At 39.2% G+C, this 17861-nt stretch carries 15 protein-coding genes, 1 pseudogene and 1 other annotated feature; of the genes and pseudogenes, 3 read left to right on the top strand and 13 right to left on the bottom strand.

The window, feature by feature from the left end; translation table 11 throughout:
* Nucleotides 1-7: 7 nt before the first annotated feature.
* The 10 genes from rpe to ADH99_RS09655 form a co-directional block, all read right to left on the bottom strand.
* On the bottom strand, nucleotides 8-652 hold the full coding sequence (gene rpe / locus ADH99_RS09700) for a ribulose-phosphate 3-epimerase (RefSeq protein ID WP_049554502.1): 645 nt from the start codon (nucleotides 650-652) through the stop codon (nucleotides 8-10).
* 16 nt (nucleotides 653-668) lie between these two features.
* Nucleotides 669-1559, bottom strand: coding sequence for a ribosome small subunit-dependent GTPase A (gene rsgA, locus ADH99_RS09695; RefSeq protein WP_049554503.1), 891 nt, complete (start codon nucleotides 1557-1559; stop codon nucleotides 669-671).
* 139 nt (nucleotides 1560-1698) lie between these two features.
* Nucleotides 1699-6126, bottom strand: coding sequence for a GbpC/Spa domain-containing protein (locus ADH99_RS09690; RefSeq protein WP_049555941.1), 4428 nt, complete (start codon nucleotides 6124-6126; stop codon nucleotides 1699-1701).
* Between the two features lie 731 nt (nucleotides 6127-6857).
* Entirely contained in the window at nucleotides 6858-8045 is a 1188-nt protein-coding gene (locus ADH99_RS09685) for an acetate/propionate family kinase (RefSeq protein ID WP_049554371.1), read from the bottom strand.
* A 53-nt stretch (nucleotides 8046-8098) separates the two neighbouring features.
* Entirely contained in the window at nucleotides 8099-9067 is a 969-nt protein-coding gene (locus tag ADH99_RS09680) for a class I SAM-dependent methyltransferase (protein WP_049554370.1), read from the bottom strand.
* 359 nt (nucleotides 9068-9426) lie between these two features.
* Nucleotides 9427-9717, bottom strand: coding sequence for a 50S ribosomal protein L27 (gene rpmA / locus ADH99_RS09675; protein ID WP_005607260.1), 291 nt, complete (start codon nucleotides 9715-9717; stop codon nucleotides 9427-9429).
* A 22-nt stretch (nucleotides 9718-9739) separates the two neighbouring features.
* Nucleotides 9740-10072, bottom strand: a complete 333-nt coding sequence (locus tag ADH99_RS09670; RefSeq protein WP_049554369.1) for a ribosomal-processing cysteine protease Prp — start codon at nucleotides 10070-10072, stop codon at nucleotides 9740-9742.
* Between the two features lie 5 nt (nucleotides 10073-10077).
* Entirely contained in the window at nucleotides 10078-10386 is a 309-nt protein-coding gene (rplU, locus tag ADH99_RS09665) for a 50S ribosomal protein L21 (protein WP_005607264.1), read from the bottom strand.
* Nucleotides 10387-10401: 15 nt separating this feature from the next.
* Nucleotides 10402-10477 (bottom strand) — a sequence feature (ribosomal protein L21 leader region).
* A gap of 611 nt (nucleotides 10478-11088) precedes the next feature.
* Nucleotides 11089-12708, bottom strand: coding sequence for a chaperonin GroEL (gene groL / locus ADH99_RS09660; RefSeq protein WP_049554368.1), 1620 nt, complete (start codon nucleotides 12706-12708; stop codon nucleotides 11089-11091).
* A 14-nt stretch (nucleotides 12709-12722) separates the two neighbouring features.
* Nucleotides 12723-12992, bottom strand: coding sequence for a co-chaperone GroES (locus tag ADH99_RS09655; protein ID WP_005607270.1), 270 nt, complete (start codon nucleotides 12990-12992; stop codon nucleotides 12723-12725).
* A gap of 151 nt (nucleotides 12993-13143) precedes the next feature.
* On the opposite strand from ADH99_RS09655, the gene ADH99_RS09650 reads away from it, so the two are divergent.
* Nucleotides 13144-13407 carry a hypothetical protein gene (locus ADH99_RS09650; RefSeq protein ID WP_039849205.1) on the top strand — a complete coding sequence of 88 codons (264 nt, stop codon included), beginning with the start codon at nucleotides 13144-13146 and terminating at the stop codon, nucleotides 13405-13407.
* A 73-nt stretch (nucleotides 13408-13480) separates the two neighbouring features.
* Here ADH99_RS09650 and ADH99_RS09645 read toward each other — a convergent pair whose 3' ends face one another.
* Together ADH99_RS09645 and ADH99_RS09640 are read right to left on the bottom strand one after the other, a co-directional pair.
* The gene (locus ADH99_RS09645) at nucleotides 13481-13870 is read right to left on the bottom strand and encodes a DUF1310 family protein (RefSeq protein WP_005607274.1); all 390 of its coding nucleotides are present in this window, start codon (nucleotides 13868-13870) and stop codon (nucleotides 13481-13483) included.
* Between the two features lie 292 nt (nucleotides 13871-14162).
* Nucleotides 14163-14531, bottom strand: coding sequence for an EXLDI protein (locus ADH99_RS09640; RefSeq protein ID WP_005607275.1), 369 nt, complete (start codon nucleotides 14529-14531; stop codon nucleotides 14163-14165).
* A gap of 183 nt (nucleotides 14532-14714) precedes the next feature.
* Between ADH99_RS09640 and ADH99_RS09635 the strand changes: the two are divergent.
* Nucleotides 14715-14892 (top strand): annotated as a pseudogene (locus ADH99_RS09635) (tyrosine-type recombinase/integrase); the annotation flags it as partial.
* A gap of 95 nt (nucleotides 14893-14987) precedes the next feature.
* Here ADH99_RS09635 and ADH99_RS09630 read toward each other — a convergent pair.
* Complete coding sequence (locus tag ADH99_RS09630; protein ID WP_039849269.1) at nucleotides 14988-15617, bottom strand: redox-sensing transcriptional repressor Rex; 630 nt, start codon at nucleotides 15615-15617, stop codon at nucleotides 14988-14990.
* Between the two features lie 257 nt (nucleotides 15618-15874).
* Here ADH99_RS09630 and ADH99_RS09625 point away from each other — a divergent pair, with 257 nt between their 5' ends.
* The gene (locus ADH99_RS09625) at nucleotides 15875-17824 is read left to right on the top strand and encodes an ABC-F family ATP-binding cassette domain-containing protein (protein ID WP_049554366.1); all 1950 of its coding nucleotides are present in this window, start codon (nucleotides 15875-15877) and stop codon (nucleotides 17822-17824) included.
* Nucleotides 17825-17861 lie beyond the last annotated feature (37 nt).

The raw sequence follows: 17861 nt of genomic DNA, 5'->3' as shown, positions 1-17861 counted from the left end.
GTCCCTCTTATGCTTCTTTAATTGAGTCAATCGCAGCTTTGATATCGTCTGCGTAGTAAACATATGAACCGGCAACGGCAACGTCTACCCCTGCTGCAGCGCAAAGTTTCGCTGTTTCGCCGTTCACTCCGCCGTCCACTTCGATTAAGTAGTGGTAGCCTTTTGCTTCGCGTAATGCGACTAATTCGCGGACTTTATCTAATGTTTCTGGAATGAATGATTGTCCTCCGAAACCTGGGTTAACCGTCATCACTAATACTAGGTCCACTTCGCTTAAGACTGCAGAGATGGCACTAACGGGTGTTCCTGGGTTGATTACGACACCGGCTTTTACGCCTTCAGCTTTAATCGCTTGAAGCGCGCGGTGGATATGTGGTGTTGCTTCCACATGAACAGAGATATAGTCTGCTCCTGCTTTTGCGAATTGCGGAATGAAACGTTCAGGATTTTGGACCATTAAATGACAGTCTAATACTAAATCTGTTACAGGGCGTAATCCTTCAACGATGTTTGGTCCTAATGTTAGGTTTGGCACGAATTGTCCGTCCATCGCATCGATATGAATCCAGTCTGCTCCTAATTTTTCGACTTTTTTAACGTCTTCTCCTAATGTTGCAAAATTTGCGCTTAAAATGGATGGTGCTACTTTCATGTTCTGTCTCCTCTGACTATTTTTTTCGTTTATATACTGGTTTTCTTTGATCCAGTTCTTCATAAAAATTCAAATAATGGTCGTATCTCTCTTGCCAAATGTCTCCTGATTCCACTGCTGCAATCACGGCGCAATTCGGTTCATGTTGGTGCGAACATTCTCTGAATTTACATTCATGTTCTACTTCGACAAACTCTGGGAATAAATGTGGTAAATCTTCCTTCTCAATCCCCATAAAATCAACCGTGCTGAATCCCGGAGTATCCGCAATCCACACGCCTTCGATTTCATGAAGCGATACATGACGAGTCGTATGGCGTCCACGCCCTAACGCATTCGAGATTTCTCCCGTTTCTTGGTTTAAATCTGGAATCATCTCATTAAGAAGCGTTGATTTCCCTACTCCAGATTGTCCAAGAAAAATCACTTTCTGACCTTTCAAAGCTTCCAAAAATTGCGTCTTATCTTTCATCACTTCTTGTCCAAAAAAGACAGGGTATCCGATTTTTTGATACTGTTTCCGGATGTCCTCAAGCTTTTCTAAACCTTGCGCTGTTAACAAATCGGTCTTAGTAACCATGATGATTGGATGCACCTGTAATCCTTCAAGGTATACGAGGAAGCGATCCACGAGATGCGTTGAAAATTCTGGTTCAACCGCAGACATCACAATAATGCCAACATCGACATTGGCTACAGGTGGTCGGACTATTGTGTTTTTTCGTGGTAGGATTTTCGTGAGCGTTCCCTCTTGAAGATTACTACTTTCAAATTCAACCACGTCTCCTACTAGAGGCGATTGTCCTCTTTTGCGGAAAACTCCACGCGCACGAGTTTGATAAATCATTCCATCGGATTCAATGTAATAAAATCCACTCAGCGCTTTAATAATAACTCCTTGTGACATAAGTGCTCCTTAAAAGTGATTTATTCCTATTATAAAGGTTCTGAACGTTCGTTACAATTGATGTAAAGTTTTAGCCCAATTTCTCGTAGAATAAAAGAACCCCATAAGTTAGAAACGAGCCTAACCTATGGGAATTCTATTATTGATTTGTCTTTTTAGAGCGTTTAAACACGAGTCCAAAAGCAGAAAGTCCAATTGCCCATCCAAATAAATTGAATACTTGTAAATCTTGGGCACTTGTTCGTGGAAGTTCAGCTTTAGGAACTTCCTCTTCTACTTTGTCTGGATCTTGTGGCAGTGTTAACTCCGGAAGATCATAGCTTGGCGCATCATTTGGCACCTCACCAATCACACCCTCCGGTAACTCTACACTTGGCGCATCTTTTGGCTTTTCACCTACGACTAATTCGTAGTAATGAGTTGTAATCCCATCTTCTACTTTTGTTTGTTTCGTAAAGTAGTATTTTTCACCCTGTAAGAAGGTTGGAGCTGGTTTCGTTCCTACGACCGTTTCCGCAATTTCTACTTCTTGATTGTTCTCAATCGTCACGAAACGAGTGATTTTCAACTCTTCTTTACGATTTGGATCTTCTAAAGGCTTAGCCCCTAACACTAAATCATAGTAATGAGTGGTGATGCCGTCTTCTGTCTTCGTCTTCTTACTGAAGTAGTACTTCTCGCCTTGTAAGAACGTTGGTGCTGGTTGAGTTCCTTCAACAGTTGGTGCTACTTCTACTTCTTGTTCGTTTTCAATCGTTACAAAACGCGTCACGATTTTTGGAGAAGATTCATTCGGGTCACCAGTAGGCTTCTCTCCTGTTACTAAATCATAATAGTGCGTCGTAATACCATCTTCCGTCTTCGTTTGTTTATTGAAGTGATATTTCTCTCCTTGTAAGAACGTTGGCGCAGCTTGAGTGCCTTCAACGGTTGGTGCTACTTCCACTTCTTGTGTGCCTTGAAGCGTCACAAAACGGGTCACCGCTTTTTCCTCTTTTTGGTTTGGCTCAACAGCTGGCTTCTCTCCCGTTACTAAATCATAGTAGTGGGTCGTGATGCCATCTTCCGTCTTTGTCTTCTTACTGAAGAAATATTTTTCGCCTTGTAAGAACGTTGGCGCTGGTTGAGTTCCTTCAACAGTTGGCGCTACTTCTATCTCTTGTGAGTCTTGAAGCGTCACAAAGCGTGTCACCGCTTTTTCCTCTTTTTGGTTTGGTTCAACAGCCGGCTTGTCACCTGTTACTAAATCATAGTAGTGCGTCGTAATGCCGTCTTCTGTCTTCGTTTGTTTATTGAAGTAGTATTTTTCACCTTGTAAGAACGTTGGCGCAGCTTGTGTGCCTTCGACAGTTGGTGCTACTTCCACTTCTTGTGTGCCTTGAAGCGTCACAAAACGGGTCACCGCTTTTTCCTCTTTTTGGTTTGGCTCAACAGCTGGTTTGTCTCCCGTTACTAAATCATAGTAATGCGTCGTAATGCCGTCTTCTGTCTTCGTTTGTTTATTGAAGTAGTATTTTTCACCTTGTAAGAACGTTGGCGCAGCTTGTGTGCCTTCGACAGTTTCGGCTACTTCCACTTCTTGTGAGTCTTGAAGCGTTACAAAGCGCGTTACCGCTTTTTCTTCTTTTTGGTTCGGTTCAACTGGAGGTTTATCACCTGTTACTAAATCATAGTAGTGAGTGGTAATCCCATTTTCCGTTTTCGTCTGTTTATTGAAGTGATATTTCTCTCCTTGTAAGAACGTTGGAGCTGGTTGAGTTCCTTCGACCGTTTCAGCTACTTCGACTTCTTGTTCATTTTGAAGCGTTACAAAGCGCGTTACCGCTTTTTCTTCTTTTTGGTTTGGCTCAACTGGAGGTTTATCGCCTGTTACTAAATCATAGTAATGCGTGGTCACCCCAGAAACTGTAGTCGTAATGCCATTATAATGGTATTTTTCACCTTGTAAGAAGGCTGGAGCTTCGTGCACGCCTTCAAGCGTTGGAGAAATTTCTACTTCAGTGCCGTCTTGAACAGTAACAAAGCGAGTAGACTCTCTTTCTGTTGATTGAGTGTAAATAACATGGTATAGAACCGTTTGACTTCCATCACCCATTTCAACACCTTCTCCACCTGCGACTTCAACATTTTTTCCAGTCCATTGTGCAGGAATCTTTTTCTTATAATCTTCCATCAAATTCGCTGACTCACGCCAGTACGCATTCGTTACCCCATAAAATGGATAGGCTGATTTCCAACGAGTCGGTTTCCATCCAGATACTCTTGGATGAGGAACTTCTTTTGTCACTAAGCCAACAATCTGACGTTTTTCTCCTACCCGTTCTAATACTCCTTCGCTGTTCGGACGATAATTATAATATTCATACACATCATTACTCTCTTTCGCATTGACTCGCTCTCCGTTTCGAGTAACAAATAACTCCCCATTTTCATGGAAATTTCGATATAATTCTTCCTGTTCAGCTTTTGTTAATAGTCCATCAAAATAGTAATCAGAGCTAGAATGATGTTCTAGATCTTCTACTTTTAATTTAGTGAACGTCTGTACATTACTTGGCGCAATTTCTCGACCTGTATCATCCGCATAAGTGATATGTTGATGGTATTCTGTCTTTTTCAAGACCTTATTAGGAACTTCCGCAATCCATCTTGTTGTTTGTACTTTCGGAACATTAATCAATTCATCGGGATCTGTTTCATCCCCTTCAGGCGTTGGAACATCTAATGTATCGTAGTTTAGATCCATTGAGACATATTCTCCAGTTTTCCCAAAGGTCGTGCTGAAAGTAAATTGATTCGTTTTGCTTGCGACTGCTACCGTTCCGTAATACTTGGTTCTTCGGCTATTCTGCCATCCGTATTTGTCAAGACTATCGCCTGCATAGTGGAAATGAGATCCATTTTCCACATACATATTATCGCCAACTGAATATAATTCATTTCCTTGGCGTGTAATAGAAGACCCTGGAATTGGAACAATTTCATCTTCTGCCCCGATTGTCACAGATTTCTTTTCGTCTATTTGTTCATAATTAAATATTGGAACATAAACGACATGCTCATATCCCTTATCTCTACTAATATGATAATGGCCTTTAACGACTCCTTGAGCATCTGTTTCCGGAATGACTTCTTCTGTTATTTCATCGCCTAAGATTGGTGTATGTGTTTCCGTCCATCCTTGCACTCGGTGGAACGTTACCTTTTGATTTTCGTCTCGACGATAGACGCTCCATTGTGACGTGTACGCTTGAGAATAGTTCATATATTGATCTTCAATTTGATCATTGTATTGAATACGCGCCACTAATCCAGTAGGGGTATAGCTGTCTAAAACTTTACGACTGGTACCGTGCGTTAAATCACTAATCGCATATAAATTACTTCCTGTATTATTTACAATTTCGTGTCCATTTTCATCGTAGTAACGAATCTTCACATTAATCGTTAAAGGCTTATCTGTTGCACGGTCTGCCCCAGCTGTCACACTCAGTTTTCCACCTACATTTTTAATCCAAAGTAACGCTTTTTGCTCTTCGTAAGGGGAGCTAACCAATGTATACTCATGATCCATTCGAGTCACTTGCTTGCGTTCTCCATCAACGGTTAAATACGTACCTTCCAATCCTCGTTCAGAAACGGTGACGGGTTGCCCTTGTTTTAGAACCGCCACTTGTCCATTCGAATGTTCTTCTGGAGCATTCGTCGTTGTTTGCATATTTTTAAAGCTCAATTCGTCTAAACTATTAATATATTTTACAGCTTCTGCAGGATAATATTCTGAGGCGGACACGATGGTTTTAGCCCCGTATTCATACCCGCGAATCACCGTTTGATTGTTCACAGCTTGTCGTAGGTCGTTTCCTTCGAATTGGTAACTTTGAAAATCTTCCGTAGCATATTCATGTTCTTTCGATTCACGTTCATACTGTAGACGATTTGAAATGCGATTCTTTTTATAATTCTTTAGTCTTTCTTGATTATTTTCAATGAAATTTTCAATGATATTAGCTTCATATGAAGATTCTCCCGAAATATCATCGGAACGTCCGACAATGCGATCGGTATATTCAATTTCAAATCCAGCTTTTTTTGCTTTTTCGATGGCGTTATAATAAGAACTTGATAATCCGCTATTTGGAATATCATTCAAAACAAGCCGTTTAGTGGCTCCTTTTACCTCTACATTTCGAGGATCACTTACCCCTACATTTGTATACTCATTGGACTCTGGATGTTCCCGGTTATCTTCAGGAACACGAGGAGTATTCGTACGATCTTTCTCCTGATCTTTCGGACTTACTGGTTCAAAATTTGGTCGACCTTGATTTGGTTGATCGTTTAAAGATTCGCCAGGTTCTGGTCTGGCAACGGATTCTCTAAATTCCATTTCTGTCGTTTCGCTAGCTGAAGTCGTTGGCGTAACTTGTTCTGAAGGCACTTCATCCGCAGCAACTCCCGGAAGAAGTAATAGATTTGCCCCAATCATGACTGAAAAAACACCTAAAGTGGTTTTTCTAATCGAAAATTTTTCTTTTTTCCCTAACATTTCTTTATAGCTTTTCAAGTGATTTCCTCCCATTTCTAAACTATTTTAAAAAAATCCCCATCGAATCAACACCCCTGATTCTCATCCTACCTTTTACGATTCAATCCAGTTCCCCCGTTCCCGAATAAAATATATATGTGATTCGTTCACTTTAAATAAGTGAAACTATTTCCAAAAAATTCAATGAATCATTACATAAAATAAATTATTTTCACCAAATCTTCAAAAACACTAACAGTCCCATTTTAGTACAAATGGCTTTAAAATAAGAAATACTTTGCTTACAGCATAAAAAGGTTCCATATTTTTTTAAGGTTAATGGAATTTTCCACCCCTCTTAAAAAAATATAGAACCCCTTTAATTCAAATATTTTTCCATTTTCCTCAAAAGCACTTTTCTCTTAGTTAACTGAGAAGGATTTACACCTAACTTCAAAAGCACTTGTCGCGTACTCAATGAGGAGGATTTACGCAATCATCTCCAAAAGCACCTGTCTCGTATTCTACTGAGAAGGATTTACGCAATCATCTGCACCTTTGAAGAGAAACGGATAAACCTTGGATTTTATAGTAGGGATAGTAGGGAATAAGAATCGAAATGAAATAGAGCCCCACAGCGGATGTTCCGCCATGGGGCTCTTTGAATTCGATAGGCAAGAGACTACAGGCTCGAGCCGGTCTCCTACAATCACTACTATAAACAAATCCAAGGATTTAGAAGTTTCTCTTCAAACCTTCGGTTTGTATTATTATTTGCGTAAACGTTCGATGTCTCGCGCAATCTCAACCTCTTCATTAGTTGGGATGTTTAATACTGTAACTTTCGCACCTTCAGAAGAAATGATTGCTTCTGAACGAGTATCGTTACGCTCAGGATCGATATCGCAACCGAACCAAGTTAAACCATTGATGATACGAGAACGAATTGATTTAGAGTTTTCACCGATACCAGCAGTGAAGACGATAGCGTCCACACCGTTCATAACAGCAACATATTGTCCAATGTATTTTTGAACGCGGTCAACGAAGATTTCTACTGCAACTTTAGCATCTTCGTTTGTTGCACTTGCGGCTTCAACGTCACGCATATCGCTTGATACACCTGAAAGGCCTAATAGACCTGATTTTTTGTTTAAGATGTCAACCATTTCATTAACGTCTGTAATGTTTAATTTGTTCATTAAGAATGCTACTAATGAAGCATCGATATCACCAGAACGAGTACCCATTGTAACCCCTGCTAATGGAGTGAATCCCATAGATGTATCTACAGATTTTCCGCCATCAACCGCAGTAATTGAAGCACCGTTTCCTAAGTGGCAAGTGATGATCTTTAATTCTTCAACTGGTTTACCTAATAATTCAGCAGCACGGCATGAAACATAGCGGTGGCTTGTTCCGTGAGCTCCGTATTTACGAGCTTTGAAGTTTTTGTAGTATTCCATTGGAATGCTGTATAAATAAGCTTTTTTAGGCATTGTTGTATGGAATGAAGTATCGAATACAGCAACACTTGTAATGTCTGGTAAGATGTGTTTGAATGCGCGCATTCCTACCGCTTCTGCTTTGTTGTGTAATGGAGCAAATTCTGCTAAGTCTTCTACTTGTTGGATAACAGTGTCATCTACTAAAGCTGAATCTTTGAATAATTCTCCTCCGGCAACGACACGGTGACCCACACCAGTGATTTCATCGAATGAAGAAATAATGTTTAAAGCTACTAATTGTTCTAATAATTTTTCTACCGCAACTTCGTGGTTTGGAATATCTTCTACCACTTCAAATTTTTGGTCGTCTCCATAACTGATTGAGAAGATTGAATCTCCTAATCCGATACGTTCTACTAACCCTTTAGCAACCACTTCTTCTTGTGGCATATTAAATAATTGGAATTTCAAGCTTGAACTTCCTGCATTAATCGCGATTGATTTTGACATGCACATTCTCCTTTAATTTAAAATTAAGCCCGCATCTGGGTCTAACGGATTCATTATAACATTTCTTGTGCCCATTTTTCGAATGTTAGAGTGAATTTTCTGAATTTTTCTCTGTTTTTAAATTCTGGGATATCCCCTAGAAGGACTTGGCTCACTTGTTTAGCAGATTTCCCTCGTTTTTGTACAATGAGTAAAGACTTACTAAACTGCACATCTTTAAATAAATTGCGTGGGAATGAGAGCATTGCTTGTACATATGTTTCCTTTTGCAAGTAAGCCAGTAACGTTTCCCCTTCGACAGTCTCAAATAGATTTGTCGGAACGATGAACAATCCGATTCCAGCTTCCTTCAAATAACGAATATGCTGTTCGATGAGTAAATGATGGGCAAAAGAATGACCTTCTTCATTTTTTGTCTCAAAACGAGCGGCATTGGCATCGACTGGATAATATCCAATCGGCAAATCACTCACTACGAAGTCTTGTGGATCCACAAGTAAATCTTGTAATCCATCTTGCAAGGAAGTCTTCACATCCAATTGTTCTAATGCGAAGGCTTGTAAAGCTAAATGCACAAGCACTTCATCATTATCAATAGCCGTCCCTTGGGCTGTTTTACCAGCAGATTGTAGGAATAACAAAATTGTACTTAGTAAGTTCCCACTTCCTGCCGCAAAGTCCGCAATTTGTAGCGTCTTATCTTTCTTCGTCATTTGGTCAATCATATACGCTACGAGTAAGCCAATCGCATCTGGAGTCATTTGATGGTTGGTTTGTAAGCCATCTTCTTTAGCAGCTTTCAAGAACGCGAATTGAATCATCCGGCGAATTTCTTCACTCGAATAACTTGCTAAATCTAATTGTTTATACGCTTTGTTAAATTCTTGGACCACTTCGTTACTTGGCAGGCCTTCGACTTGTTGCGCAGTGTTGTCATTGACAATATTTTGTAAGGTTTCCCCTAGCGCTTCTACATTCGAATAGCCGATTTCTTGATGAAGCAGCTCTACTGCTTTTGCCAATTCCTCGAATGCTTGAATTTCTTTTCCCGCTTCGATAAAAATCCCTCCTTCTATTTTTAAGAGTTTCTCTGCTTTGAATAATATGAAATAGGTTCATTCACATTTTTTGCTAACAAAACTACGCAGAACGTTCAGATTCTATAATAGCAATACTAGCGATGTACTCAATGTGAATGATTGACTCTGGAAATTCATTTCCTAGAGTCAGTTTGAAGCTTGAGAGGAAGGAAGACACAAGGCTTCCTCCGATACAGCTAGTATAGCAATTATAGAGAAATCTGGAAAGTTCGCAGTAGTTTTGTCACTTCTCAAATTTCCTAAAAAAAAGGATGTGACTGAATGTCACATCCTACTCATTATTATTCAGCAGCAACTACTGGATAAACAGATACTTGTTTTTTGTCACGGCCTTTACGTTCGAAACGTACGATTCCGTCAACTTTAGCAAATAAAGTATCGTCTCCACCTCTACCTACGTTTTCACCTGGATGGATTTTTGTTCCACGTTGGCGGAATAAGATTGAACCACCTGAAACGAATTGTCCATCAGCACGTTTAGCACCTAAACGTTTTGCTTGTGAGTCACGTCCGTTTGATGTAGAACCGCCCCCTTTTTTATGGGCGAATAATTGTAAATTCACTTTTAACATAGTTGTGCACCTCCTTGATTGATTATGCAACAGTTACAGCTAGAAAGTTTTGATATTCCGATTGAATATCTTCTAACCCTAGTAATAGACTATTTAATAAAATTTGAGTTGTATGTTCTTGGTCTTTCGTCAAGTCCTCTACAACTTCCATATATAAGTAACCACCTTCAACCTCGTCAACTTCGACAATCGGTTGATATCCTGCTAACTTTTCAATGCTGTTCACAGTTGTAATGGCCAGAGCCGATACCCCTGCGCAAACGATATCCGAACCATGTTCACTATAGTTTGCATGTCCAGTCATTTCAAAGGAAACAATTCGCTGGTTCTTTTTGTGTACAGTCACTTGAATCATCGTGATTAAGCGTTGATTGCGTCAATAACAACTTTTGTATAAGGTTGACGGTGACCTTGTTTACGGTGTGAGTCTTTACGACGTTTGTATTTGAAAGTTACAACTTTCTTTTGACGGCCTTGTTTTTCAACAGTTCCTTCAACAGTTGCACCTGCTACGAATGGAGCACCAACTTTAACGTCATCTCCACCTACAAATACTACTTCTTCGAAAGTTACTTTGTCGCCAGCTTCTGCGTTTAATTTTTCAACGTAGATTGCTTGACCAACTTCAACTTTAACTTGTTTTCCACCAGTTTTTACGATTGCGTACATATTGCACCTCCTATATTTTAGACTAAGACTCGCCAGTTTAAAGTGCCGATTCCGGTCTTTTGTACTCTAATCCGAGCGGTTGTAGCTGTGGTGCTTCACAATTACAACACGACTATTTTAGCAAAAATGTACGCCCCCGTCAACCATTGTGACTAGCATCTCCGTAAGTTCCTTTTAAAGCTTTTGAGGTGAGAAACTACAGGCTCAAGCCCGTGCCTCGTTGCATATACTATAGAGAAATCCTCGAGGGTTCGTAGCATAACTCGCCTTCTCTATTCCATCCTCTTTTTTATAAGTGTTACCAAAAAAATTGTTCAAAACAGAGAACCCGAAGGATTTTATAGTAGCAGTAAATCCTTCAATGTTCGAAGTTTTTTCTACCCTCTCTATTCCTTCCTCTTTTTATATAACAACTCAACAAAAGTGTTCAAAACGGAGAACCCCGAGGATTCCATAGTATTGGCAATGGGAGTAAGCATTCAAAGTGAATTATGGACTCTTAAAAATTTATTTTTTAGAGTCCATTTGAATCTTGAAAGAGCTTGAGACTTCGGCTCAAGCCGGTGCCTCATTGCATATACTATAGAGAAATCCTCGAGGGTTCGAAGTTTTGAACGAAGTTCATTTTTTAGTAAGCACCTTTCGGTGTTTTATTCCAAAAAGAAAAAGAGGGGTGAAAAAATTTCACCCCTCGTCCTTAGTTTACATCATACCCATGCCTGGATCCATTCCTGGCATTGGTGGTGCTACTGGAGCTGGTTTGTCAGCTACCACAGCTTCTGTTGTTAATAATAATGCTGAAACAGATGCAGCATTTTGTAGTGCAGAACGTGTTACTTTCGTTGGGTCAACAATACCTGCTTCAATCATGTTTACCCATTCATCTGTAGCAGCATTGTATCCAATGCCTTTTTCTTCAGATTTCAAACGAGCAACAATGACTGAACCTTCAAGACCAGCATTTTCTGCGATTTGACGTAATGGTTCTTCTAATGAACGAGATACGATTTTCGCACCTGTCGCTAAGTCGCCTTCTAATTCAAGAGCATCTACTACTTTTTGAACGTTCACAAGAGCGGTTCCCCCACCTGAAACGATTCCTTCTTCAACCGCTGCGCGAGTGGCGTTTAAGGCATCTTCAATGCGAAGTTTTTTCTCTTTTAATTCTGTTTCAGTAGCGGCACCGACTTTAATTACGGCAACCCCACCTGATAATTTAGCAAGACGTTCATGTAATTTTTCACGGTCGAAATCACTTGTTGTATCTTGTGCTTGTGCGCGAATTAAAGCAACACGGTTCGCGATTAAGTCTTTAGAACCTGCACCTTCCACGATTGTAGTGCTATCTTTAGAAACCACAACTTTACCAGCTGTCCCTAATTGCGCTAATGTTGCGTCTTTTAATTCTAAGCCAAGGTCTTCTGTAATGACTTGAGCTCCTGTTAACACAGCGATATCTTCTAACATCGCTTTACGACGGTCACCGAATCCTGGAGCTTTTACAGCTACCACGTTAAATGTTCCGCGTAATTTGTTTAATACTAATGTTGGTAAAGCTTCTCCATCTACGTCATCCGCGATGATTAATAACGCACGTCCTTGTTGAACGATTTGTTCTAATAATGGAATGATTTCTTGGATGTTTGACACTTTTTTATCTGTGATTAAGATAAATGGATTATCTAAAGTTGCAATCATCTTGTCGTTATCAGTTACCATGTATTGTGATAAGTAACCACGGTCAAATTGCATTCCTTCTACAACATCTAATTCTGTTTCAATCCCTTTAGATTCTTCGATTGTAATAACGCCGTCGTTCCCCACTTTTTCCATAGCTTCAGCGATTAATTCACCAACTTCAGCTGAACCAGAAGAAATTGCCGCCACTTGTGCGATGGCTTCTTTTGATTCGACTGGACGAGAAATGCGGTGTAATTCTTCAACCGCTGCTTTTGTCGCAAGTTCAATCCCTCGACGGATGCCTACTGGGTTTGCGCCAGCTGTTACGTTTTTCAATCCTTCACGAACGATGGCTTGTGTTAAAACTGTCGCTGTTGTTGTACCGTCACCGGCAATATCGTTTGTTTTGGATGCGACTTCAGCCACAAGTTTTGCACCCATATTTTCGAAATGATCTTCTAATTCGATTTCTTTAGCAATCGTGACCCCATCATTTGTAATCAGCGGAGACCCGAATGCTTTTTCTAATACAACATTACGTCCTTTTGGTCCTAATGTTACTTTTACTGTGTTTGCTAAAACGTCCACACCGCGAAGCATGGCACTTCTTGCATCTTCTGCAAATTTAATATCTTTCACCATTGTGATATCCTCCTTTATTCAACAATTGCGATAATGTCTTTTTCTTTCACGATGATATATTCTTGACCATCCAATTTAACTTCTGTGCCTGAATATTTCTCGAATACGACTTTATCGCCAACCGCCACTTGACGGTCTTCTGCAGCAGTGAATTCACTTGTCGCGATTACTTTTGCAAATTGTAATTTTTCTTGAGCAGTGGTTGGTAGGAATAATCCCCCAGCAGTTTTTTCTTCTTGCTCTACCATTTGAATAACAACTCTATCTTTTAAAGGCTTTAACATATAAAATCCTCCTTACTCTTTTTTAGCACTCGAAAACCATGAGTGCTAACTCATAGTTTTATAATACTCATTTGGTCAGGAAAAATCAAGAATAAATACTTGCTTATTTCTCAAGAATTATGTAAGATTTTGACAAGAAAGGATGATTGTGATGACACGAAAAAGTTTCTTTAGAAAACTATATTTTGAAATCATATTAGCCGTCCTCTTTATCTTTCTAGCAACGACGCATTATCCTGGAAATGGATTTGACTTTATCACATTATTCTGCTGTCTATTCGCAACGACAAGCATCGTAACAAGTATCAACATGCTTCGCACCTATAACGAGTTGAAAAAACTCGCCAACCTCATCGAGAAACTTCCCGATGACGAGGATTCACTAGACGATAAAGAACCAAAAGAAAAGCACTAATCACTGCATCAACGCAAACGATTAGTGCTTTTTATGTTTTTAATTCTTACTTTGTACGAAAAGTTCTCATTTCTTACTGCTTATTTTTTATCAAGTCTGAGACTTCCTTTGAGTATCCCGTTGAGGAATGTTCGAACTGTCCTGTATTTAGATTTTTAGTCAGACTAAAACTCATGCTTAATTTCTTATTGGAGTTTAAGTATATTTTAAAGTATATTCCTCCCATAGGGTTATGCTGAATAGACTCTACATCAATTTCATAAGACTCAATAGCTCCGCCTTCTTCCAACGCTTTGTTGTCTAAGTCTTTTAATTGATTTTCAATCGATTCCTTCACTTGCGCACTTTGAACTAAAGTGACCATTTCATGCTTCTTTACCAGATTCAACGTTACAAATCCACCGATGATTAACGCGATTACCGCAACGATTCCAAGCATTCCACTACTGAATTTCTTTTTCATTTTCTTCAGCCCCCTTATGCATTTAAAGGTTCTACTTGTTTTGTATAGTATATCATGAATTTTCGCATTTTTTGAATACTCTTATTTTTATACAAAAAGGCACTGGTCCTATGTCAAGATTTAGTACAAATTAAAATGAGAGGTTCTACCTGCTAAGATGCCAGAAGAACATTTGTCTTATTATAAAGTGCTTCAAGCTCGTTTCGACAAAGTGTAACAGTATAATTATCCAAGTTTCTTATAGATCAACCTGAAAAGGTTGCTTATATAATTAATATAAGTAAATACAGTACTATATATCCAATCTTTCTACGATCTCTCCATTTTTTTCTTTCAGTATGAGCTTTTTAATAATCTTTTCATCAAGGTACTTTGAAAACGAATTTAAGTCCTGTGATACCTCAAATACGATATTTCGTTTCATTTCATTTGTATCAAAATTAGAATCATATTTTCTCTTATCACTCCAATAATTCCAATTCACATCTGTTCTTTCATAGTAAACATAATTTTTCTTTTTAGTACTATAAATCCTTTTAGAGGTCAATGTCTTTTTGTCTTCAGATGTAAAAACATCAGAATACAGCTTTATTCCATAAAAAACTTTGTATTCGCTGATTTTATCATTGGAAACATTTAGTTTAATTTCTTCATAGTCCATCTTATACTCACTCCTTATATTTAAATATTTTTAGGTAAAGCCGGTACTTTTTAAGACTTAATATTCAATATATTTTTTTCTTTTTATTCTAATACTACAAGTGTATAATATTTACAGCAAAAAGACAATTGGTCCTTTGTCAAGATTTAGTACAAATTAAATTGTATTAAAAATGGGTTCGAAATCATTTCTATTCATGGTTTTAGGCACACTCATTATAGCTTACTTTTTTGAAAGTGGCGTACCTATGAAAGATGTTCAAGAACGGTTAGGACATTCTGATATTCAAACTACTATGAATATCTATACACACTTAACAGAAAATAGTGCTAAATTGTTTGCGAATTATGTGGGGTTTTAAAATATCTAAACACATACCTAAACATACTAGACAATTAAAAAAAATAGGCATAATAGAAACCTTGTTATAAAGGCTTTTCTATCATGCACTATCTTCTATTTTTGATTATCGAGGAAATAAATCAGTGTTTGAAGTTCGTTTGTTAAGTCCACGTTTTGAACTCGAACGTTTTCTGGAGCGTTTAATCGAATTGGTGTGAAGTTTAAAATGCCTCGAACATTTGCTTCTACAATACGATCTGCTGTATCTTGCGCCACATCTTGAGGAACGGTTAGAATCGCTACTTGAATTTGTTGAACTTTTAATTGTTCAATCATTTCATCCATGCTATACACAGGAACTCCTGTTTGAATCGTTCCGACGATATCAGGGTTCACATCAAATGCTGCACTGATTCGAACATTATTGCTTTGGTGGAAATTGTAGTTTAGTAACGCTTGTCCTAATTTACCAACACCTACTAAAGCTACATTTGTTAAGCGATCTTGGTTTAACGTATGGCTGAAGAATTCCAATAAGTATTCTACATCATATCCATATCCACGTTTTCCTAAAGCTCCAAAATAAGAAAAATCACGACGAATCGTTGCGCTATCTACTTTTACAGCTTCACTTAATTCAGTTGATGAAATACGACGTTTTCCTGCATCATGCAAGAAACGTAAATAACGATGATAAATTGCCAAACGTTTTGCAGTTGCACGTGGCACTTCGATTTCTTTCATTTCTTTATAATCTTTCATGTCTAAGACTCCTTTTCTTTTACATCCATGCGTATTCTATCACAACGATGTGAATTTTCACAAATACTTTGTTTGCTCCTCACTTACTCCTATAAAATCCGCTTATATACAGCAATACTTGTACGATTTTATTCACAACCTGTTGTTTGTGAATGTGAAAACAATCTTGAATTCTTTTCAATATTGTCCACCTCTTTTTTATGATAGAATGAGATGAATACTCACTGAAAGGACCTATCATGATACTACTACAAGGACAAGGACTCGCTCGAACGTTTGCAGATGAAGTCCTATTTGAAAATATTACGATTCATATTCAAGAAAATTCGCGGATTGCCATCGTCGGACGTAATGGTACTGGAAAATCAACGCTGTTAAAAATGTTGGCTGGTATCGAAGAACCTTCTCTTGGCTCTGTCTCAAAGAAAAAAGACTTATCCATCGGTTACTTAGACCAATATGCGGCCATCGATTCAACAAAAACCGTTTGGGAAGAGATGATTCATCTCTACGAAGACGTAGAAATTTTGAAGAAACAAGCACAAAAAGCGGCTGAACAACTCGGAGATCCCGACCTTCTTAGTGACCCTGCAGCCTACGAACTTGCCTTAAAACGCTATGACCAACTGCAAGAAGATTTGAACCAAAAGAACGCGTATGGATACGAATCCGAAATCCGTACCGTCCTTCATGGATTCCGTTTCTATCCAGAAGACTACGACCAACCGATTCAATCGCTCTCTGGTGGTCAACGTACTCGTTTAGCCTTAGCGCGTATTTTATTAGAGAAACACGACTTACTGATTTTAGACGAACCGACGAACCACCTGGATATTGAAACTTTAACATGGTTAGAGGACTATTTACGCTCTTCCAATTGCGCTCTTGTGATCGTATCCCACGACCAATATTTCTTAGACCGTGTGTGTAATGAAGTTTACGAAATCAGCCATAAAGCCTGTGAATATTATAAGGGAAACTACTCACATTACTTAGAAGAACGCGAACAACGCTATTTACTGAAGCAAAAAGCTTACGAAAAGCAACAACAAGAAATTCACGACTTAGAAGAATTTATCGCGAAAAACTTGGTGCGCGCCTCAACCACAAAACGTGCGCAATCGCGTCGTAAGAAGCTCGAGAAAATGGAACGCTTAGAAAAACCAAAAGGCGATCAGCGCTCTGCTCGATTTGAATTTACCGTGGAACGCGAATCCGGAAACCAAGTATTACAAGTAAACGATGCTTATATCGGCTATGACCACGAAGCCTTGAGCGGTCCGATTTCCTTCCAAATTCGCAAGCGTGAAGCCATTGCGATTGTGGGGCCCAACGGAATTGGGAAATCAACCCTCTTGAAGTCGATTACGGGTGAACTTCCTTTAATCAAAGGATCGATTGACTTAGGAGCTGGCGTTCAAGTTGGTTACTATGACCAAAACTTGGCTGGCCTTTCTACCAACCAAACCGTTCTAGAAGAGCTTTGGTCTCGCCATTCAACGATGCCTGAAAAAGATGTGCGTTCGATTCTTGGAAGTTTCCTATTCTCCGGAAGTGACGTTGAAAAAACAACCGCTCAACTCAGCGGGGGTGAAAAAGCCCGACTAGCCCTCTGCAAACTGTCACTGGAGCATGATAATTTCCTACTGCTCGACGAACCAACCAACCACTTGGATATCGACAGTAAAGAAGTATTGGAGGATGCTCTCATCGATTACGATGGTACGATTTGTTTCGTATCGCATGACCGTTTCTTTATCAACAAGATCGCAACGGCCATTCTTGAAATCGAAGAAACAGGAAGCACACTCTATTTGGGCGACTACGACTACTACCTTGAGAAAAAGCAAGAGAAAGAAGAACTCGCCGCACTGCAAGAAGCCAAGAGTGCTGAAGCAACAACAGCTCAGCCGATGACAGAAGCCAAAGCTAGCTACCATGCCTCTAAAGAAGAACAACGTCAAATCCGAACGCTCACTCGACGTATCGAGCAACTCGAAACCGAAATGCATGATATCGAAACGGCGCTAGAACAAGTGCACGAGGCGATGACGCTGGAAGAAAACTATTCTGATCCAGATAAATCTGCTGCCCTCTCAACTGAAGAAGCTGCCCTTCTTGAACGTCAAGAAACGCTTCTCGCCGAGTGGGAAGAAGCATCTCTAGCGCTAGAAGAATTCAATCCATAATCATTTAAAATTATCATATATGATAATTTTCTACTTT

The sequence above is a fragment of the Granulicatella sp. 572.rep1_STHE genome (assembly GCF_001073445.1).
Taxonomy (GTDB): domain Bacteria; phylum Bacillota; class Bacilli; order Lactobacillales; family Aerococcaceae; genus Granulicatella; species Granulicatella adiacens.
This window is presented reverse-complemented; position numbering and strand designations above follow the sequence as displayed.

Coding starts and splice junctions, on each gene's coding strand:
- rpe (WP_049554502.1), bottom strand. CDS start 652: ATGAAAGTAGCACCATCCATTTTAAGCGCAAATTTTGCAACATTAGGA.
- rpmA (WP_005607260.1), bottom strand. CDS start 9,717: ATGTTAAAAGTGAATTTACAATTATTCGCCCATAAAAAAGGGGGCGGT.
- ADH99_RS09670 (WP_049554369.1), bottom strand. CDS start 10,072: ATGATTCAAGTGACTGTACACAAAAAGAACCAGCGAATTGTTTCCTTT.
- ADH99_RS09640 (WP_005607275.1), bottom strand. CDS start 14,531: ATGGACTATGAAGAAATTAAACTAAATGTTTCCAATGATAAAATCAGC.
- ADH99_RS09655 (WP_005607270.1), bottom strand. CDS start 12,992: ATGTTAAAGCCTTTAAAAGATAGAGTTGTTATTCAAATGGTAGAGCAA.
- ADH99_RS09630 (WP_039849269.1), bottom strand. CDS start 15,617: ATGAAAGAAATCGAAGTGCCACGTGCAACTGCAAAACGTTTGGCAATT.
- rsgA (WP_049554503.1), bottom strand. CDS start 1,559: ATGTCACAAGGAGTTATTATTAAAGCGCTGAGTGGATTTTATTACATT.
- groL (WP_049554368.1), bottom strand. CDS start 12,708: ATGGTGAAAGATATTAAATTTGCAGAAGATGCAAGAAGTGCCATGCTT.
- ADH99_RS09645 (WP_005607274.1), bottom strand. CDS start 13,870: ATGAAAAAGAAATTCAGTAGTGGAATGCTTGGAATCGTTGCGGTAATC.
- ADH99_RS09685 (WP_049554371.1), bottom strand. CDS start 8,045: ATGTCAAAATCAATCGCGATTAATGCAGGAAGTTCAAGCTTGAAATTC.
- ADH99_RS09625 (WP_049554366.1), top strand. CDS start 15,875: ATGATACTACTACAAGGACAAGGACTCGCTCGAACGTTTGCAGATGAA.
- ADH99_RS09650 (WP_039849205.1), top strand. CDS start 13,144: ATGACACGAAAAAGTTTCTTTAGAAAACTATATTTTGAAATCATATTA.
- rplU (WP_005607264.1), bottom strand. CDS start 10,386: ATGTACGCAATCGTAAAAACTGGTGGAAAACAAGTTAAAGTTGAAGTT.